The organism is Arthrobacter sp. UC242_113 (genome assembly GCF_044054585.1).
Taxonomy (GTDB): domain Bacteria; phylum Actinomycetota; class Actinomycetes; order Actinomycetales; family Micrococcaceae; genus Arthrobacter.
On sequence record NZ_CP171968.1, the window covers coordinates 2,294,120 to 2,309,012 of the forward strand.

A 14,893-nucleotide genomic window follows, 5' to 3' on the forward strand; every position below is an offset into this window, starting at 1 on the left:
CACGGACGCCCCGCTACGCGCGCCGGCGCTGCAGGACGTCATCAAGGTTGCTCAGCGCGCTCTGGGCCTTGGTCAGCGGCTTGGCGGGCGTGGCACTCGGGGAGGCTACAGGGGGTGCGGCGGCCGGACCCTGCTTGAGTGAAGGCTTGCCCATGGACTTTGGAGCCTCGGGCAGCGCCAGCGGCTCGGGCGCCGGACGCTCGGCTTTGGGCGCCTCGACGTATATCGGCTTGGGAACTTCCACCGGCTCCCAGCTGGAGTCAGGCGGGGTCGCAGGGCCCTGCACCGGGCCGGCGGCGCTTTCGTCGCCGGCCGCAAGGGCAACTGCCAGTGCAGCCTCGCGAAGTTCGATTGCGGTGAGGGGCTTGGGCTTCGGCGCTTCCGCCTCGGCATCGAAGAGTGCGCTTTCACGGGGCTTCTCGGGCTCCGAAGCGGGTACCGCCTCCGGGAGGTGCTCCGCGGCTGGCGCCCGGCGGTGCGTCCGGTCGGAGGGCGAGCCCATGGCTGCCCTAAAGGCAGCGCTGACTTTCCTGCGCCGGTCACGGACGGCAAGCCGCCGCAAAACAACGACGGCGCCAACACCGGTCAGGAGCGCTACAGCCGGAAGCCAGGGATTGCCGATCGCGAAGAGACGCAAGAAACCGGCAATGATCGCCGTCAGGAAGGACAGCAGCCCAACGAACGCGATGGCCGTCCGCCCGTACCGGATCCGAAAAGCGCCGGCCCCCAGGGCGGCAGGCCTGCTGCCGGACGGAGCCGGGGTAAGGCCTGTTGCTGGTTCGCTGCTCTTCCTGGTGTCCATGCGTTTCTCCTGCTGGGCGGCCATATACACAACCGTCCCGGCTTGCGGGTTTGCAGTTTCGGCGTCGACGCTCTCCAGCGTCAGGTCACCGGCAGTCTGGAACTGGTGCCGGCCGTTGCGGAGCACGTAAGGGGCGACCCAAACGATCCAGAGCGCAACAGCAGCCACAAGGATGACTGAGCTGCTAAGGGGGAAGTCCACACACAAAACCGTATGAGGAATGTTGGAGCTCTTGTGGCATTCGTCTCGGTGTGTCGCGGCCGAGCTTCAAATCAATGGACTTATGCGTGGAACCCGGCTCTGACCAGCGGCTCTGCCGGTCTGCGGGTCAGGCGGGCCTGACCCGCAGCCAGCGACTGAGGAGTCCTTCTGGAATTTCCTCGGACGTCAGTGCGAACGCGCGGTGGTCGGCCCATTCCCCGTTGATGTGCAGGTAGCGCGGGCGGTAGCCCTCGTCCCTGAAGCCGAGCTTTTCCACGACGCGCAGGCTGGGGCCGTTTTCCGGACGGATGTTGATTTCCATCCGGTGCAGGCCAAGGGTCCGGAAACAATGATCGGTTGCCATCGCCACCGCCGTCGGGGCGATCCCATGTCCGGCCCGGGCCTGGTCCACCCAGTAACCGAGGGTCGCCATCAGGGCGGATCCCCACACAATGGAGGAGACAGTCAGCTGCCCCACGATAACCGGATCACGGAATCCGGGTGTCCACTCGGTGATCACAAACGGCAGCGCCGTGGCCTGGGCCGCCTGGGTATTCAGGGACCTGACCATCTGCCGGTAATCGGGCAGAGCCCCGCCCGGGATGGGATTGGAGGCCTCCCAGGGTGCCAGCCAGTCGCTGTTGCGCGAGCGGACCTCGGTCCATTCCTTCCGGTCACGGTACCTGATGGGCCGCAGGACAATGTCCCCGCACTCCAGCGTGACCGGCCAGATGTGGCTGACCCTCATGAAGGGTTACTCGGACAAACGGGCGGCAACCTGCGGAAGCCAGGCACGCAGACCAGGCCCGAGGTCGTCGCTGTCGATGGCGAGCTCCACGCAGGCCTTGAGGTAGCTGAGCTTGTCCCCGGTGTCGTAACGGCGGCCGCGGAAGACCACGCCGTACACGCCGCCGCCTTCTCCGTCCCTGCTGGCCAGTTCCTGCAGGGCATCCGTCAGCTGGATTTCCCCGCCGCGGCCGGGTTCGGTCTTTTCCAGCACATCGAAGACATCGGGGTGGAGCACGTAGCGGCCGATGACGGCCAGGTTGGAGGGCGCGTCGTCGACGTCCGGCTTCTCCACCAGCTTGTTGATCCTTACAAAGCCTTCGCCGTCGATCTCGGAGATGTCCGCACACCCGTAGGCACTGATCTGGGATGGTTCCACCTCGATGAGGGCCACGACCGAACCGCCGGTCTTCGCCTGCACGTCGATCATGATGCTGAGGAGATCGTCGCGGGCATCGATGAGGTCGTCGCCGAGGAGAACGGCAAAGGGCTCGTGGCCCACGTGCTGGCGTGCACGCAGCACCGCGTGGCCAAGGCCCTTGGGGTCACCCTGGCGGACGTAGTGGATGTCGCCCAGGTTGCTCGCGGCCTGGATCGACTCCAGCTTGGCGGTGTCGCCCTTGGCCTCCAGCGTCGCTTCCAGGGTCGGAACGCGGTCGAAGTGGTCCTCGAGCGCGCGCTTGTTGCGGCCGGTGATCATCAGCACGTCGCTCAGGCCGACCTTGACGGCCTCCTCGACGACGTACTGGATGGCCGGCTTGTCAACCACCGGCAGCATCTCCTTGGGCATGGCCTTGGTGGCTGGCAGGAACCTGGTGCCGAGCCCAGCAGCGGGGATTACGGCCTTGCGGACTGAACAATTAGTGGAAGTCACTGGTCTAATCTATCCGAGGGAACATTCATACGGTAAATGCTTCCGGCAGCGGCCCCGCCGCCTGCCGCTGCGACAAAGGAAGACACCCATGCCAACAGGGACCATGCCTTCGAAGGACGTTATCCGCTCCCGGCACCGGCAGGTCCGGGCCACGATGACGGCGGCGGACCTCGCAAACGCCGGCGACGGCATCGCCTCCCATGGCCTGCCCTGGGCCGAGGCTGTCGCCGCGGGCAACCCGGCCACGTTCACCGCCTACCTCGGCGTCGATTTCGAACCGCCAACCCTTCCGCTGCTGCACGCCCTGCACGAGGCCGGCCACAGTATCCTCCTCCCGGTCTGCGAGCCTGACCGCGAGCTCAGCTGGGTCTTCTGGACGCCGGACAGCGAGTTCGTCCGCAGCCGGTATGCGCCCATCCAGGAACCGGCCGGTGAGCGCCACGGCCTGGACACGGTGCGGAGTGCGGCCGGGATGTTCATGCCGGCCACGGCCGTGGACCGCAGCGGCAACAGGATCGGACAGGGCGGGGGCTACTACGACAAGTTCCTGGCTGCAGCCAACGCCGGCGGCCTGCACCTTCCGAAGGCCGCCATCATCTACGACTCCGAGCTCCTGCCCGCACAGAGCATTCCGGCTGAAGACTTCGACCGCCCCGTCGAGGCAGTACTCATGCCCTCCGGGCTGGTAGCCTTCGCGTGACCTCGCCGGAGCGGGGTGATAGAATTGGCACTCAGGCCCTGCGACTGCTAATGGAGTCCTTTCCGCCGCGGTGATCCGTCAAGGAGAATCCGGCAAATGACACCAGGCAGCACGGGACCTGTCGTTTGTCCAAGAGGAGGATCTACAGTGCCCACGTATGCCTATGCCTGCAAAGATTGCAGCCATGCCTTCGACATCGTGCAGTCTTTCACCGACAGCACTCTGACGTCCTGCCCCGAATGCCAGGGCACGCTTCGCAAGAAGTTCAACAGCGTCGGCGTGGTCTTCAAGGGCTCCGGCTTCTACCGGACTGATTCGCGCGATTCCAAGGGAAGCACGGTCTCACCCTCCCCCGCTGCGTCAGCACCGGCTGCCCCCGCCGCCACCTCCTCGTCTGCATCATCAGCTGCCCCGGCAGCTGCAGCCGCGAGCTAGGCGAGTTCTCGCGGCAGGTGCCGCCTTTAAGCTACGAGAGTCCGGCCGGGTCTACCCGGCCGGACTCTTTGCGTTGCGCGGGTACTCCAGGGCTTCAAGCGTCCGTTCGCGCTTGCCGGGCAGTCCTTAATTACTTTCGGGGTTTGCTTTTCCACATACGGCTGCCGGTGCCTGTCGGCAGCCAGCGGCGTGCCCGTAGCGTGGCGGCATGCCAGCTACCGGAATTTTCCCCGCAAGGGCATCCCGCCCGGCCGTCCGCCCCGGGCGCCGCAACGCACTGCCCGGTTCCGCTGCCCGTCCGCGCCCGCGCGGACGGCGCTTTGCAGGATGGCTAAACCGCAACCGGCGCCTTGCCGTGGCACTGCTCCTCTGCGCGGCCGCGGGGGTCGCAGTTCACCAGCTGACTCCCGCCCCTGCCCGGACCGTGAACGTCCTGGCCGCTGCCCGAGACCTTCCGGCCGGGGCGGACCTGAACGTCAGTGATGTCAAAACCGTCAGCGTACCGCCGGCCATGGTACCGGAGGGGACTTTCGCTGACAGCTCCAGTGTGGACGGCAAACAGCTGGCAGCGCCGTTCCGCGAGGGCCAGCTCCTCACCGATGCGCAGCTGGTGGGTCCTGGCCTGCTGACGGGAGCGCCGCCCGGGTCCGCCGCGGTGCCGCTGCGGATGGCAGACCCGTCATCCATCCAGCTGGTATCCCCCGGACAACTCGTGAACGTGGTGCTGACAAGCGGCAACGGCTATGAGGAGGCATCAGCCTCGAAGGTACTCGCCAAGTCAGTGCCCGTCCTGTGGACCTCCGCTCAGGAAGGCCAAAGCGGCCAGTGGCTTGCTGCCGGGGATTCGGACGGGCTGCTGGTCGTGGCCGCCACCCCTGCCCAGGCCGGCGCCTTGGCAGGGGCGTCGACCCAGGGAAAGCTGTTTTTCGTGCTGGTAGGATCCGGCGCCCGGTGAGCCCGCCCGTGCACATCCTCAGCCCCAGTGCGGGGGCTTCTGCTCCTTCAGCCAAGCGTCGTGGTCGTTGCCGGATTCAGCGTCGCCCCAGGTGCGCGGATCGTCCTCGGCAGCCCTCTTGGGCACGACACCTGTCCGCTGCTGTGCACCGGTTTTGGCGCGGCGCTCCTTTGCGGGTTTTTCTCCGGGCGCGGCCTCATTTTTGCGCCCGGTTCCGTCTTCGCGTTCGGCCCCGCCGTCGGATGTCACAGCGGGCCCTCCTTCCGTTCCGTGGCCCGCCCGTCCGGGCCAGCCTCAGAACCGAAGCCTACTCCGGCGCCTTCGGCGTCGATATCGGAAATGTCGTGATCGGTCTGGTCTACGTTCGCTTGGTCTACATCCGCCCGACCGGTGCCGGTCTGATCAACGTCCCTTTGATCAGCATCTGTCAGATCCGCCTCCGGCTGGTCGGCGTCCGGCTGATCAGCGTCCCATTGGTCCGCATCGTCACGACCCAGCTCTTGGCCGAAACGGTCATCCAGGTTCTCGTACGCCGTCTCCTGTCCCGGCTCAGGCTCGAGGTCGTCCACCGCGAGGGTACTGACGTCGTCGTCCAGGAAGAATCCCGGTGCGCCAACCGAGCGCACCGACGGCGACGGCTTCTCAAGCCCGAGGTATCCGCCGATCCTGTCGGCGCACGCCGAGGGATCGGTGAAGACCTCGATGGTCCACAGCGGCATGTACCGCCAGCCGAGCCGCTCCAGCAACTGGGGGCGCAGCCGGCTGCGTTCCCGGACTGTCATCTGCCGGTACTGCTCGGTGCCGTCCGATTCGATGGCTACCGGCCGCGGAATGTCGGCGTCGTCCTGGCCCATGGTGCTGAGCGGATCCGCCGCGGCCACCACATCGATGGCGCCGTCGTACTGGTGCCATACCCGGGCACCGCGGGCGCGGAGCCGGTCGCCGAGATCAGCAACCAGCGGATCGGCCCCCAGCGCCTGTTCACTTGCCGCTGCCCGGGAGGCGGGAGTCCCCAGATCGGTGTTGCCGGAGATCTCACGGTCCAGAAGTTCGAAGAGGTCGACGGCGCCGTGGGCCAGCCGCGTCCGGTCAAGGTCCTCCGGCTTGAAGCACGTCAGGACGTGCAGCGACTGCCGTGCGCGGGTCATGGCCAGGGCGAACTTGGCCCGGCCGCCCTCGGCGGACAGCGGACCGAAGCTGTGCAGTGCCCGCCCGTGCGGCGTCCGCCCGTAGCCCGGCGAGAAGATCACACGGTCGCGGACCAGCCCCTGGGCGCGTTCCAGGTCCACGACCCTGAAGGATTCGTCACCCGCCGTGAAGAATCCGGACAGCGAGGGATGGTTCGGCAACTGTTGCCGGATGGACTCGCCGATGCGTGCCGCGTGCCGGAGGCTTGCGGTCACCACAGCCAGCGAGGTCCGGGGCCGGAGCCGGGCGTGTTCGAACACGAGTTCAACCACCCGGTTGACTTCGGCCACCACCGATTCGACGCCCTCATGGTCCGCGCTGGGCAGGCCGGTGCCGTCGGGCAGGTACTCCACTGTCAGGGCACGGTCCAGCCCGGTGGCCGACTGGCCCTCGGGCAGCCGGCGGAGGCCGCCGTCGTAGAAGTTCTTGCTCAGCTGCAGCACCAGGTCTTCGTCCACCGCGCGGTAGACGGAGCGCAGCGGGGCCGTCGGCAGCACCGCCGAAAGGGCGGTGAACGCGCTTTCGACACTCTGATGCGACTGTTCGCCGGCGGCGAGGCGCTCCACCGCGACCGTAAAGGTGCGGGGGCTGGCGATCCTGTCGTCGCCGAAGGCGATCACCTGCCGGGCGCGGGCGACGGCCGGAAGCACGGCCTGCAGCGACGTCGCCTCGGCATCCAGGATCACCACGGCGTCAAACTTTTGCTCAGCCGGGAGGAGTCCGGTCATGAGATAAGGGCTGACCGACCAGACGGGCACCAGCATGGGAACCAGCCCGGGCGCCTGCGCCGTCAGCGCAGCCAGCGTGACACGGCCGTCCTTGAGCAGGCTCCGGAGCAGGTCCGCCTGGCGGGCATGCTCCTCGATGCCCTCGCGCCAGCGCCCGGCCAGCTTCCATCGCAGCCGCCCGGCGCCGCTGGCGATGTGCGCGTTGTCCGCGAGCCGGTACTCCGCCTCAAGCTGGCGGAGCGCGTCGCCGTCGGACATGGCAAGGTAGTCGTCACCGCTGATCATGGCTTCGAGGGCCGACTGCCACCAGGCAAGGTCAAGTTCGGCAGCGACGGAACCGGCCCCGACCTCGCGCTCGGAGAGGTCCGCCAGCAGCTCCCCCAGCCCGTGCTCGCGCATGTTCTCGATGAGCAGCGTGCGCTCGGGCAGGGTCTGCAGCGTCTGAGTGTCCGCGACCAGCCGTTCCAGTCGCTCCATGAGCTCCGGATACGGAATGTTTTCAAGCGAACCGCCGGCGGCCGTATGCCGCAGGGCGTCGCCCAGCATCTTCATCTCGCGGGTCAGTCCGCGGTGCATGATGCTGATTTCCGCCAAGCCGGACGGCACGGCCGGATGCCGCTGCGTGGTGGCGTAGCCGGCCCACTGGGCACGCTGTTCCTGGACCAGCACCAGAGAACTGTGCAAATCGGCGATATGCACTCCCGGCCGGACGTACTCCTTGGCCACCCGTCGCAGGCGGGACCGCTGCATCGAGGCCATGTCGATGCCTCGCTCCCTGCGCCAGGACGAGGACGCCGTGGCGGAAATCAGGTCGGTCACGGGCCGGTCAAAAATATCGGGGGTGAACTTGTCCAGGCTTTCGCGGACGGCCACCAGGAGCTTGAGCTGGGAGCCCCATTCGGCGAAGGTGGTGCCCAGGCGGATTTCTGCGTGGCTGGCCACGTCCTGCATCCGTTCCTGGAGCAGCGGCAGCTTTTTCGCCACCGCACGCGCCAGCTCCTGCGCTTCCTCGGTTTCCTTGCGCGTCACCAGCCGCGCACCGTGCCAGGGACTGGTGGTCGACGCCCTGCTGAACGCACCGAGTTCGGCGGCGCGCTTCAGACGTCCGGCGAGCTCCTCGCGATCCCGGATGCTGTCCAGGACGCTGCGCTTCAGGCGGACGGTGGTGGCCGGGGCTGGCTGGATGGAGGTGAGTTCCGCGAGCGACTGCATCGCCTGATAGGGCGAGCAGCCCCACCGCTGCCGGACGTTGTGCAGCGACGCAACGTGGTCCAGAAGCGCATGGCGGTGCTCGGTGAGGGTCTTGTGCAGGCCGCCCAGCTGCGGTTCCTGGGCCTTCTCGTTGCGCACGATGGCGCGCACCAACTGGCCCTTGAGCTGTTGCGGTGTTGCGTTTCCGGACAACTGAAAAAGGATGGAGTCCAGGCCCAGGCCCTCGAGGCGCCCGGCCACCTCGTTGAGGCTGGCACGCCGGTCCCCCACCACCAGGACGGTCTTGCCTTCGTCCACGAGGGCACCGATCGTGTTGATGGCCGTCTGGGTCTGGCCGGTGCCGGGCGGGCTGCTTACCACCAACGAGTCCCCGGCACGAACGGCGTCAATCACATACTGCTGGTCGGCGTCGGCGTCGAGGAGCAGCAGCTCTTCCGCCGGGTCCCGCTCGTCCACGCTGGGGAAGCGGCCGGGCTGGAGCGCTGGCACGTCAACGACCTCACCCGACGCCGTCTTGGCCAGCGAGGACACCAGTTCGTTCTGGCCGTTGATCCACGGATCGTCGAGGTTCCCGGAAAGGTCCGCGAAGGTCGAGACAAGCAGGTTGTGCTCCACGTCGGCGCCGTGGATCGGCTTGACCAGGGTGCTGATCCGGTCCAGCACGGGCAGGGGGTCGAACCGCGCCGTGCTGTACGCCATCCGTGTGACCGCGTTGACGTCGAACACGATCCCGTGGATGGTTTTCAGGTGACGGATCAGGGCGGGGTTGATGCGCGCCTGTTCTGTGAGCTGCAGTTCGTAGTCGTCTTCCCCGGGGCGGATGGTGAGGGACATGGCGGTCAGCATCACCGGTGCCGAGACGCGCTGGGGTTTGCCGCCGACGGCGGAGGTCCACACCACGGTGCCGGCCGAGAAGTATCCGGCTTCGATGCCGCGGTCATTGGCCAGTTCGAAGATCTTGGAGCGCAGGTTCCGGCAGGCCCGCGCAGCCACGACGTACTGCTGCTGGTCGCGGATCAGGGTGGAAAGCCTCGTGCGGCGTCCGGCCATGAGCTGCGCCAGGCCCGAAGGGTGCGCGTGCGTGAGGTCGATGGAACCCTCGGGCGTCTTGGTGAAGCGCAGCATGGTGTCTGCCCCCGTAACGGGCTTGAGCCCGGACAGCCACTTTCTGAGCTCCTCCGAACCCTCGGAGTCGACCTGACCAACTGACACTGCTGCCTTCTTTTCTGTGCTTGCGCGTGACGCCTTGGACCATACGGGCATAGTTTCGAGCGTAGCCGGAAACCGCCGCGGTTGAGAGACCGCAACACTGGGACGGCCCAAGTTGCGGCGCATTTCGCACCGTTGCGGGCATGCCGGACGCGGTACCCGGGTAAGCAAAAGGGCCGGCCTCCCTGCGGAGGCCGGCCATTTTTACAACGCTATTCCCACTCGATGGTTCCCGGCGGCTTGCTGGTGACGTCAAGCACCACCCGGTTGACGCCGTCCACCTCGTTGGTGATCCGGTTGGAGATCCGGGCCAGCAAGTCGTACGGAAGCCGCGACCAGTCAGCCGTCATGGCGTCCTCGGAGGAGACGGGGCGCAGCACGATCGGGTGGCCGTACGTGCGGCCGTCGCCCTGGACGCCGACGCTGCGGACGTCCGCCAGCAGCACCACAGGCATCTGCCAGACGTCGTTGTCGAGTCCGGCAGCGGTCAGTTCGGCCCGGGCGATGGCGTCGGCCTTGCGCAGCAGGTCCAGGCGTTCCTTGGTGACTTCGCCGACGATGCGGATTCCCAGGCCGGGGCCGGGGAAGGGCTGGCGGCCCACGATTTCCTGCGGCAGGCCGAGCTGGGCGCCCACGGCACGCACCTCGTCCTTGAACAGGGCACGCAGCGGCTCGACGAGCTCGAACTGCAGGTCCTCCGGCAGTCCGCCCACGTTGTGGTGGCTCTTGATGTTCGCTGCGCCCTCACCGCCGCCGGATTCGACGACGTCCGGGTACAGGGTGCCCTGCACGAGGAACTTGATCTTTTCGCCGTGCGCTGCGGCGTCGGCGATGATGGCACGCTCGGCCTCTTCGAAGGCCCGGATGAACTCGCGGCCGATGATCTTACGCTTGGTTTCAGGGTCGCTGACGCCGGCCAGCGCGGACTGGAAACGCTCCTGCTCGTTGGCCACGTAGAGGTTGACGCCGGTGGCGGCAACGAAGTCGCGCTCCACCTGCTCGGCCTCGCCTTCTCGCAGCAGACCGTGGTCGACGAAGACACAGGTCAGCTGGTCGCCGACGGCACGCTGGACGAGGGCCGCGGCAACGGCCGAGTCCACGCCGCCGGAGAGGCCGCAGATGACCCGGGCATCGCCGATCTGCTTGCGGATGCGCTCCACCTGCTCCTCAAGGATGTTGCCCGTGGTCCAGTTCGGTTCCAGTTTGGCGCCCTTGAAGAGGAAGTTTTCCAGCACCTGCTGGCCGTAGGCGGAGTGCTTCACCTCGGGGTGCCACTGCACGCCGTACAGGCACTTCTCCTCGTTGGCGAAGGCGGCAACTTCCGCGCCCGCCGTGGTGGCCAGCACCTCGAAGCCCTCGGGAGCCTCGTGGACGGAGTCACCGTGGCTCATCCAGGTGTTCTGGTGCTGGGGCATTCCCTCGAGGACGGAACGGCCTTCGCCGAGGATGGTGGTCTGGGTGGAGCCGTACTCCCGAAGGCCGGTCTTGTCCACCTTGCCGCCGAGGGCGTTGGCCATGGCCTGGAAGCCGTAGCAGATGCCGAAGACGGGAACGCCGGCCTCGAAAAGATCGGCACCGACGCTCGGGGCGCCGTCCGCGTACACGCTGGCGGGGCCGCCGGAGAGGATGATGGCGGCAGGGTTTTTGGCCAGGAGCTGCTCAGTGCTGTGGGTATGCGGAACCACTTCCGAATACACATTCGCTTCCCGGACGCGGCGGGCAATCAGCTGCGCGTACTGGGCACCGTAGTCAACAACCAGCACCGGCTTCTGGGAAGTCTGGGATGCAGTGGGAGTAGTCACCGTACTAGCCTACTTTGCGCGCTTGCCCCGACGCATCTTGAGCGGGCCCCCTGTGACGCACGGAACGCCCTGAAGTACGGAACGCGGATCAGTAGCGGCTGGCGGCCTGCGGGTTGGCCGCGAGTTCGGCCTCAACCTCGGCGTGGAATTTCTTCTCCACGATGAAGGACAGCAGCGGGACCACGCCGCCGAGTGCCAGCAGGATCATCTTGCCGAACGGCCAGCGCATCAGAGTCCACAGGCGGAAGTTGGACATCAGGTACACGACGTACATCCAGCCGTGGACGATGAGCACGGTCACGGACACGTTGAATCCGCCGAGGACGCCCTTCGGTTCCGCCTGGGTGAAGCCGAAGCCGAACGGCTGGCCGGTCAGGGCGTCCGTTCCGCCGGCGAAGAGGTACTGGCCGAAGCCGTACCGGGCCACCAGCTCCGCGCACAGCAGCAGCAGCATGGCACCCGTGAGGTAGGCCATGACCTTGTAGAACTTCAGGGCGGAGCGGATCTGCGCCTCCGTGCCGCCAAAGCGTCGCTTCTTCGCCGCCCCGGCAGGGTTCGAGGGCTGGATGGCCGGCTTGGGTTCGATCATGGCTGTACCTTTTGTTGGATCTCGTTGGGTTGGGTAGGTTCTGGTCCGCTGCCACCGGCGGCGTGGTCGCTGCTGGCGTCATCCTCGGCGTCCTCGAGGCTTCTGCGGTAGTCGTCCTTGACCAGCCGCCACCAGATGAACAGGGCGAAGCCGGCGAAAACGATCCACTCCACGGAGTAGAACAGGTTCAGCCAGTTGACCTTCGCGGCCGGGGGCTGCGCCGCGATGCTGAGCGGCTCCAGGCCGCTGCCGGCGGCAGCACCGACGTCGGCCGTTCCCGACTTTTCCGCCGTGGCGGAAACGAAGGCCGGGTAGCTGCTGACGTTCCAGGCATTGATGAGCTCGGCCACGGACACGGCCGTAGCCCGGCCGGGTTCAGGGGCCGTGTTGGGCACCGGGGCCTCGGACGGCAGCAGCCGTCCGGTCAGCCGGATAACGCCCGACGGCGGGGCGCTGGCGTCGGCGGGATCGGCGATCCAGCCGCGGGCCACGGGTATGTAGGTTTTCGGCGAGGCAGCGGCGCCCTTGAGGACCGGGGCGTCGGCCACCGCGAAGGCCGTGACCACCCAGTACCCGGTCTTGCCGTCCTTGAGCCGGCCCGGAACCAGGACCTGCTTTGCCGGATCGTAGGTGCCGGATGCCGTGACCATCTGGTCCGCCACCGAGCCGCGGAAGAAGTCACCGGGCTGCAGGGTTTTCGTCAGGGCCTGGACCTGCTCCGTGGTGGGGCTGACCGGCACTTCGGGCTGCGTGGAACGGCCGAACTGCCATTGGCTCAGGAGCACAAAGACACCCGAAACGGCGATCGCAAAGACCAGGCCTGCGATCCACCGGGGCTGGAGGGCTGTTTTCCACACCCCTTAACGTTACTTCGTCCGTGTGTAGAACAACGAAACGCCTGCCCAGGGTCCTGCCCCAAGAGCAGGCCAGGCCTGGTCCCTACGTGGCGACGGAGTCGACACGAAAGGGCCCTGCCCCTAGAGTGGGGCAGCCGGGTCCCTACGTGGCGACGGAGTCGACACGAAAGGGCCCTGCCCCAATCTCAGTGGTCGAAGAAGACCAGGCTTGAGTTGATGAGCTCTGCGATGATGTCGGCATCGTAGGCCCGGCGCAGCGACTCGCGGAAGGATTCCTTGGACAGGGACCGCGCCAGGGTGGCGAGGACCTCGAGGTGATCGGAGAACGAGCTCGCCGGCGTGGCGATGAGCAGGACCACCGTGGCGGGCCCATCCGCGGCGCCAAAGTCCAGGGCCTTGCCGTACTTGGTGATTCCGACGGCGATTGAGGTCTCGGAAACAAACTCGCTGCGGGCGTGCGGCAGGCCCACTCCCCCGGGCAGGCCGGTGGCCAGCTGGTGCTCACGGGCGTTGACGTGTGCCAGGAAGCCCTCGAGGTCTGAGACGCGGCCGGCGTCGAACAGTTTCCGGGCCAGCTGGCCGGCTGCGTCCACCTTGTCCTCGGCGTCCATTTCGAGGATCACCATGTCCGGTGTGGTGAGCTCGGCATCGTAACGGTCCAGTGGTTCCGCCAAGTGGTGTCCCTTCAGTGAGGCCGGGGCCCGTCCGGCGGCGGTCTGCGATCTCAGCGCAGCGGGACGATGTCCTCCGCGCCCAGCCGGGCAGCATCTGCCGATTCATCATCGGGCTGCTGCTGACTGAGCCGTTCGGCCTCCACCCGCGCAAGGTAGTGCTTGATTTCGCTTTCCCGCTGCGCATCGCTCCAGCCAAGAATTTCTCCCATAAGCTTAGCGACTACCGGGACGGCAGACACACCGCGGTCCCACGCCTCGATGGAAATCCGGGTGCGCCGGGTCAGCACGTCATGCACATGCCGGGCGCCCTCATGGGTTGCCGCGTAGACTGCCTCGGCCTGCAGGTAGTCGTCGGCGCCGGGCAGCGGTTCAGCCAGTTCCGGCCGGTCCTGGATGATGGCCAGCACCTCAGACGTCATGGATCCGTAGCGGTTCAGCAGGTGCTCCACGCGTGCGACGTGCACCCCTGATTCCTCGGCGGTCCGGTTCCGGCGGTTCCAGGCGGCCCTGAACCCGCTGGCTCCGAGCAGCGGAATGGTCTCAGTGCAGCTCGGCGGCACGCGCTCATCCATGCTGCGGACGGCTTCGTCCACGGCGTCCTTGGCCATGACGCGGTACGTGGTCCATTTGCCGCCGGCCACCACCACCAGGCCGGGCACGGGGTGGGCCACGATGTGCTCGCGGGAGAGCTTGGCCGTGGAGTCGCTTTCGCCGGCCAGCAGCGGCCGCAGCCCCGCGTAGACACCTTCCACGTCCTCCCGGGTGAGGGGCCGTTTGAGGACCTTGTTGACGTGCTCAAGGATGTAGTCGATGTCTTTGCTGGACGCCGCGGGGTGGGCCTTGTCCAGGTGCCAGTCGGTGTCCGTGGTGCCGATGATCCAGTGCCGTCCCCACGGGATGACGAACAGCACGGACTTCTCGGTCCGCAGGATCAGCCCGACCGTTGACTGGAAGCGGTCCCGCGGCACCACCAGATGGATGCCCTTTGATGCGCGCACCTTCAGCTGGCCGCGGTCGGTGACCATGGCCTGGGTTTCGTCGGTCCAGACCCCGGTGGCGTTGATGACCTGCTTGGCGCGGATGTTGAAGTTGGAGCCGTCCTCGCGGTTCACCACCTTGGCGCCCACCACACGTTCGCCTTCACGAAGGAAGTCGACGACGGCGGTCTGGTTGACCGCGTGTGCGCCGTAGTAGGCGGCGGTCCGCACCAGGTTGGCCACGTACTTGGCGTCGTCCACCTGGCCGTCGTAATAACGGATGGAACCGACGAAGGCGTCGTCCTTCAGGCTCGGGGCGGCCCGCAGGGTGCCGCGGCGCGACAGGTGCTTGTGGAACGGCACTCCCCGCTTGTGCCCGCCAGAAATGGACATGGCGTCGTACAGCGCAATGCCCGCGCCGATGTAGGGCCGCTCGACGAAGTGTTTGGTCAGCGGGTACAGGAAAGGCACAGGCCGGGCCAGGTGCGGCGCCAGTTCGGAAAGCAGCAGCCCCCGTTCCTGCAGCGCCTCCTTCACCAGGGCGAAGTCGAGCATTTCGAGGTAACGGAGGCCGCCGTGGATGAGCTTGGAGGACCGGGACGAGGTCCCGGCGGCCCAGTCGCTGGCTTCCACGATGCCGACGCTCAGGCCGCGGGTAACGGCGTCCAGGGCCACCCCGGTGCCGACGATGCCGCCGCCGACGATGAGGATATCCAGTTCCTTGCCCGGCTCCGTTGAAGCCTTGAGCGCAGCCAGCGCGGACTCCCGCGCCTCGGGGCCCAAGGCGCCGCTGGCCTCCGGCCGACGTTCACCGAAACCGGTCATGACAGGCCTCCATCCTCATCGAACGTTGTAGTTCACCAGAGTACTTCGTACGCCTGCCGATGGGCAGGGCGCGGACTGT

At 67.1% G+C, this 14,893-nt stretch carries 13 protein-coding genes; 3 read left to right on the forward strand and 10 right to left on the reverse strand.

Annotation, left to right across the window (positions count from 1 at the left end; genetic code table 11):
* Positions 1 to 13 precede the first annotated feature (13 nt).
* From ACHMXB_RS10370 to galU, 3 genes are all read right to left on the reverse strand, one after another.
* Positions 14 to 1,003 carry a hypothetical protein gene (locus ACHMXB_RS10370; protein ID WP_395405005.1) on the reverse strand — a complete coding sequence of 330 codons (990 nt, stop codon included), beginning with the start codon at positions 1,001 to 1,003 and terminating at the stop codon, positions 14 to 16.
* 127 nt (positions 1,004 to 1,130) lie between these two features.
* Entirely contained in the window at positions 1,131 to 1,751 is a 621-nt protein-coding gene (locus ACHMXB_RS10375; RefSeq protein ID WP_395405006.1) for a GNAT family N-acetyltransferase, read from the reverse strand.
* A gap of 6 nt (positions 1,752 to 1,757) precedes the next feature.
* Entirely contained in the window at positions 1,758 to 2,663 is a 906-nt protein-coding gene (gene galU / locus ACHMXB_RS10380; RefSeq protein WP_111905261.1) for a UTP--glucose-1-phosphate uridylyltransferase GalU, read from the reverse strand.
* An 88-nt stretch (positions 2,664 to 2,751) separates the two neighbouring features.
* Between galU and ACHMXB_RS10385 the strand changes: the two genes are divergently transcribed.
* The 3 genes from ACHMXB_RS10385 to cpaB all read left to right on the forward strand — a co-directional run bounded on the left by ACHMXB_RS10385 (position 2,752) and on the right by cpaB (position 4,753).
* Positions 2,752 to 3,363, forward strand: a complete 612-nt coding sequence (locus tag ACHMXB_RS10385; RefSeq protein ID WP_395405007.1) for a 5-formyltetrahydrofolate cyclo-ligase — start codon at positions 2,752 to 2,754, stop codon at positions 3,361 to 3,363.
* Positions 3,364 to 3,510: 147 nt separating this feature from the next.
* A complete protein-coding gene (locus ACHMXB_RS10390; protein ID WP_102973764.1) occupies positions 3,511 to 3,798 on the forward strand; it encodes an FmdB family zinc ribbon protein in 288 nt (95 codons plus the stop codon).
* A gap of 208 nt (positions 3,799 to 4,006) precedes the next feature.
* Positions 4,007 to 4,753, forward strand: coding sequence for a Flp pilus assembly protein CpaB (cpaB, locus tag ACHMXB_RS10395; protein ID WP_395405009.1), 747 nt, complete (start codon positions 4,007 to 4,009; stop codon positions 4,751 to 4,753).
* An 18-nt stretch (positions 4,754 to 4,771) separates the two neighbouring features.
* Here the strand turns inward: cpaB and ACHMXB_RS10400 are convergent, their stop codons facing one another.
* From ACHMXB_RS10400 to ACHMXB_RS10430, 7 genes are all read right to left on the reverse strand, one after another.
* Complete coding sequence (locus ACHMXB_RS10400) at positions 4,772 to 5,002, reverse strand: hypothetical protein (RefSeq protein ID WP_395405011.1); 231 nt, start codon at positions 5,000 to 5,002, stop codon at positions 4,772 to 4,774.
* Complete coding sequence (locus ACHMXB_RS10405) at positions 4,999 to 9,144, reverse strand: AAA family ATPase (RefSeq protein ID WP_395405013.1); 4,146 nt, start codon at positions 9,142 to 9,144, stop codon at positions 4,999 to 5,001. Before ACHMXB_RS10405 ends, ACHMXB_RS10400 begins: the two co-directional genes overlap by 4 nt.
* A gap of 158 nt (positions 9,145 to 9,302) precedes the next feature.
* Entirely contained in the window at positions 9,303 to 10,892 is a 1,590-nt protein-coding gene (guaA, locus tag ACHMXB_RS10410; protein WP_395405015.1) for a glutamine-hydrolyzing GMP synthase, read from the reverse strand.
* An 88-nt stretch (positions 10,893 to 10,980) separates the two neighbouring features.
* Entirely contained in the window at positions 10,981 to 11,481 is a 501-nt protein-coding gene (locus ACHMXB_RS10415) for a DUF3817 domain-containing protein (protein ID WP_395405017.1), read from the reverse strand.
* Positions 11,478 to 12,338 (reverse strand): SURF1 family protein, encoded by an 861-nt coding sequence (locus ACHMXB_RS10420; protein WP_395405019.1) that lies wholly within the window; start codon positions 12,336 to 12,338, stop codon positions 11,478 to 11,480. Before ACHMXB_RS10420 ends, ACHMXB_RS10415 begins: the two co-directional genes overlap by 4 nt.
* A gap of 185 nt (positions 12,339 to 12,523) precedes the next feature.
* Positions 12,524 to 13,012, reverse strand: coding sequence for a PTS sugar transporter subunit IIA (locus tag ACHMXB_RS10425; RefSeq protein WP_111905253.1), 489 nt, complete (start codon positions 13,010 to 13,012; stop codon positions 12,524 to 12,526).
* Between the two features lie 50 nt (positions 13,013 to 13,062).
* Complete coding sequence (locus ACHMXB_RS10430) at positions 13,063 to 14,814, reverse strand: glycerol-3-phosphate dehydrogenase/oxidase (RefSeq protein ID WP_395405021.1); 1,752 nt, start codon at positions 14,812 to 14,814, stop codon at positions 13,063 to 13,065.
* Between the last annotated feature and the right edge of the window lie 79 nt (positions 14,815 to 14,893).

Coding starts and splice junctions, on each gene's coding strand:
- ACHMXB_RS10375 (WP_395405006.1), bottom strand. CDS start 1,751: ATGAGGGTCAGCCACATCTGGCCGGTCACGCTGGAGTGCGGGGACATT.
- ACHMXB_RS10385 (WP_395405007.1), top strand. CDS start 2,752: ATGCCAACAGGGACCATGCCTTCGAAGGACGTTATCCGCTCCCGGCAC.
- cpaB (WP_395405009.1), top strand. CDS start 4,007: ATGCCAGCTACCGGAATTTTCCCCGCAAGGGCATCCCGCCCGGCCGTC.
- ACHMXB_RS10405 (WP_395405013.1), bottom strand. CDS start 9,144: ATGCCCGTATGGTCCAAGGCGTCACGCGCAAGCACAGAAAAGAAGGCA.
- ACHMXB_RS10415 (WP_395405017.1), bottom strand. CDS start 11,481: ATGATCGAACCCAAGCCGGCCATCCAGCCCTCGAACCCTGCCGGGGCG.
- ACHMXB_RS10430 (WP_395405021.1), bottom strand. CDS start 14,814: ATGACCGGTTTCGGTGAACGTCGGCCGGAGGCCAGCGGCGCCTTGGGC.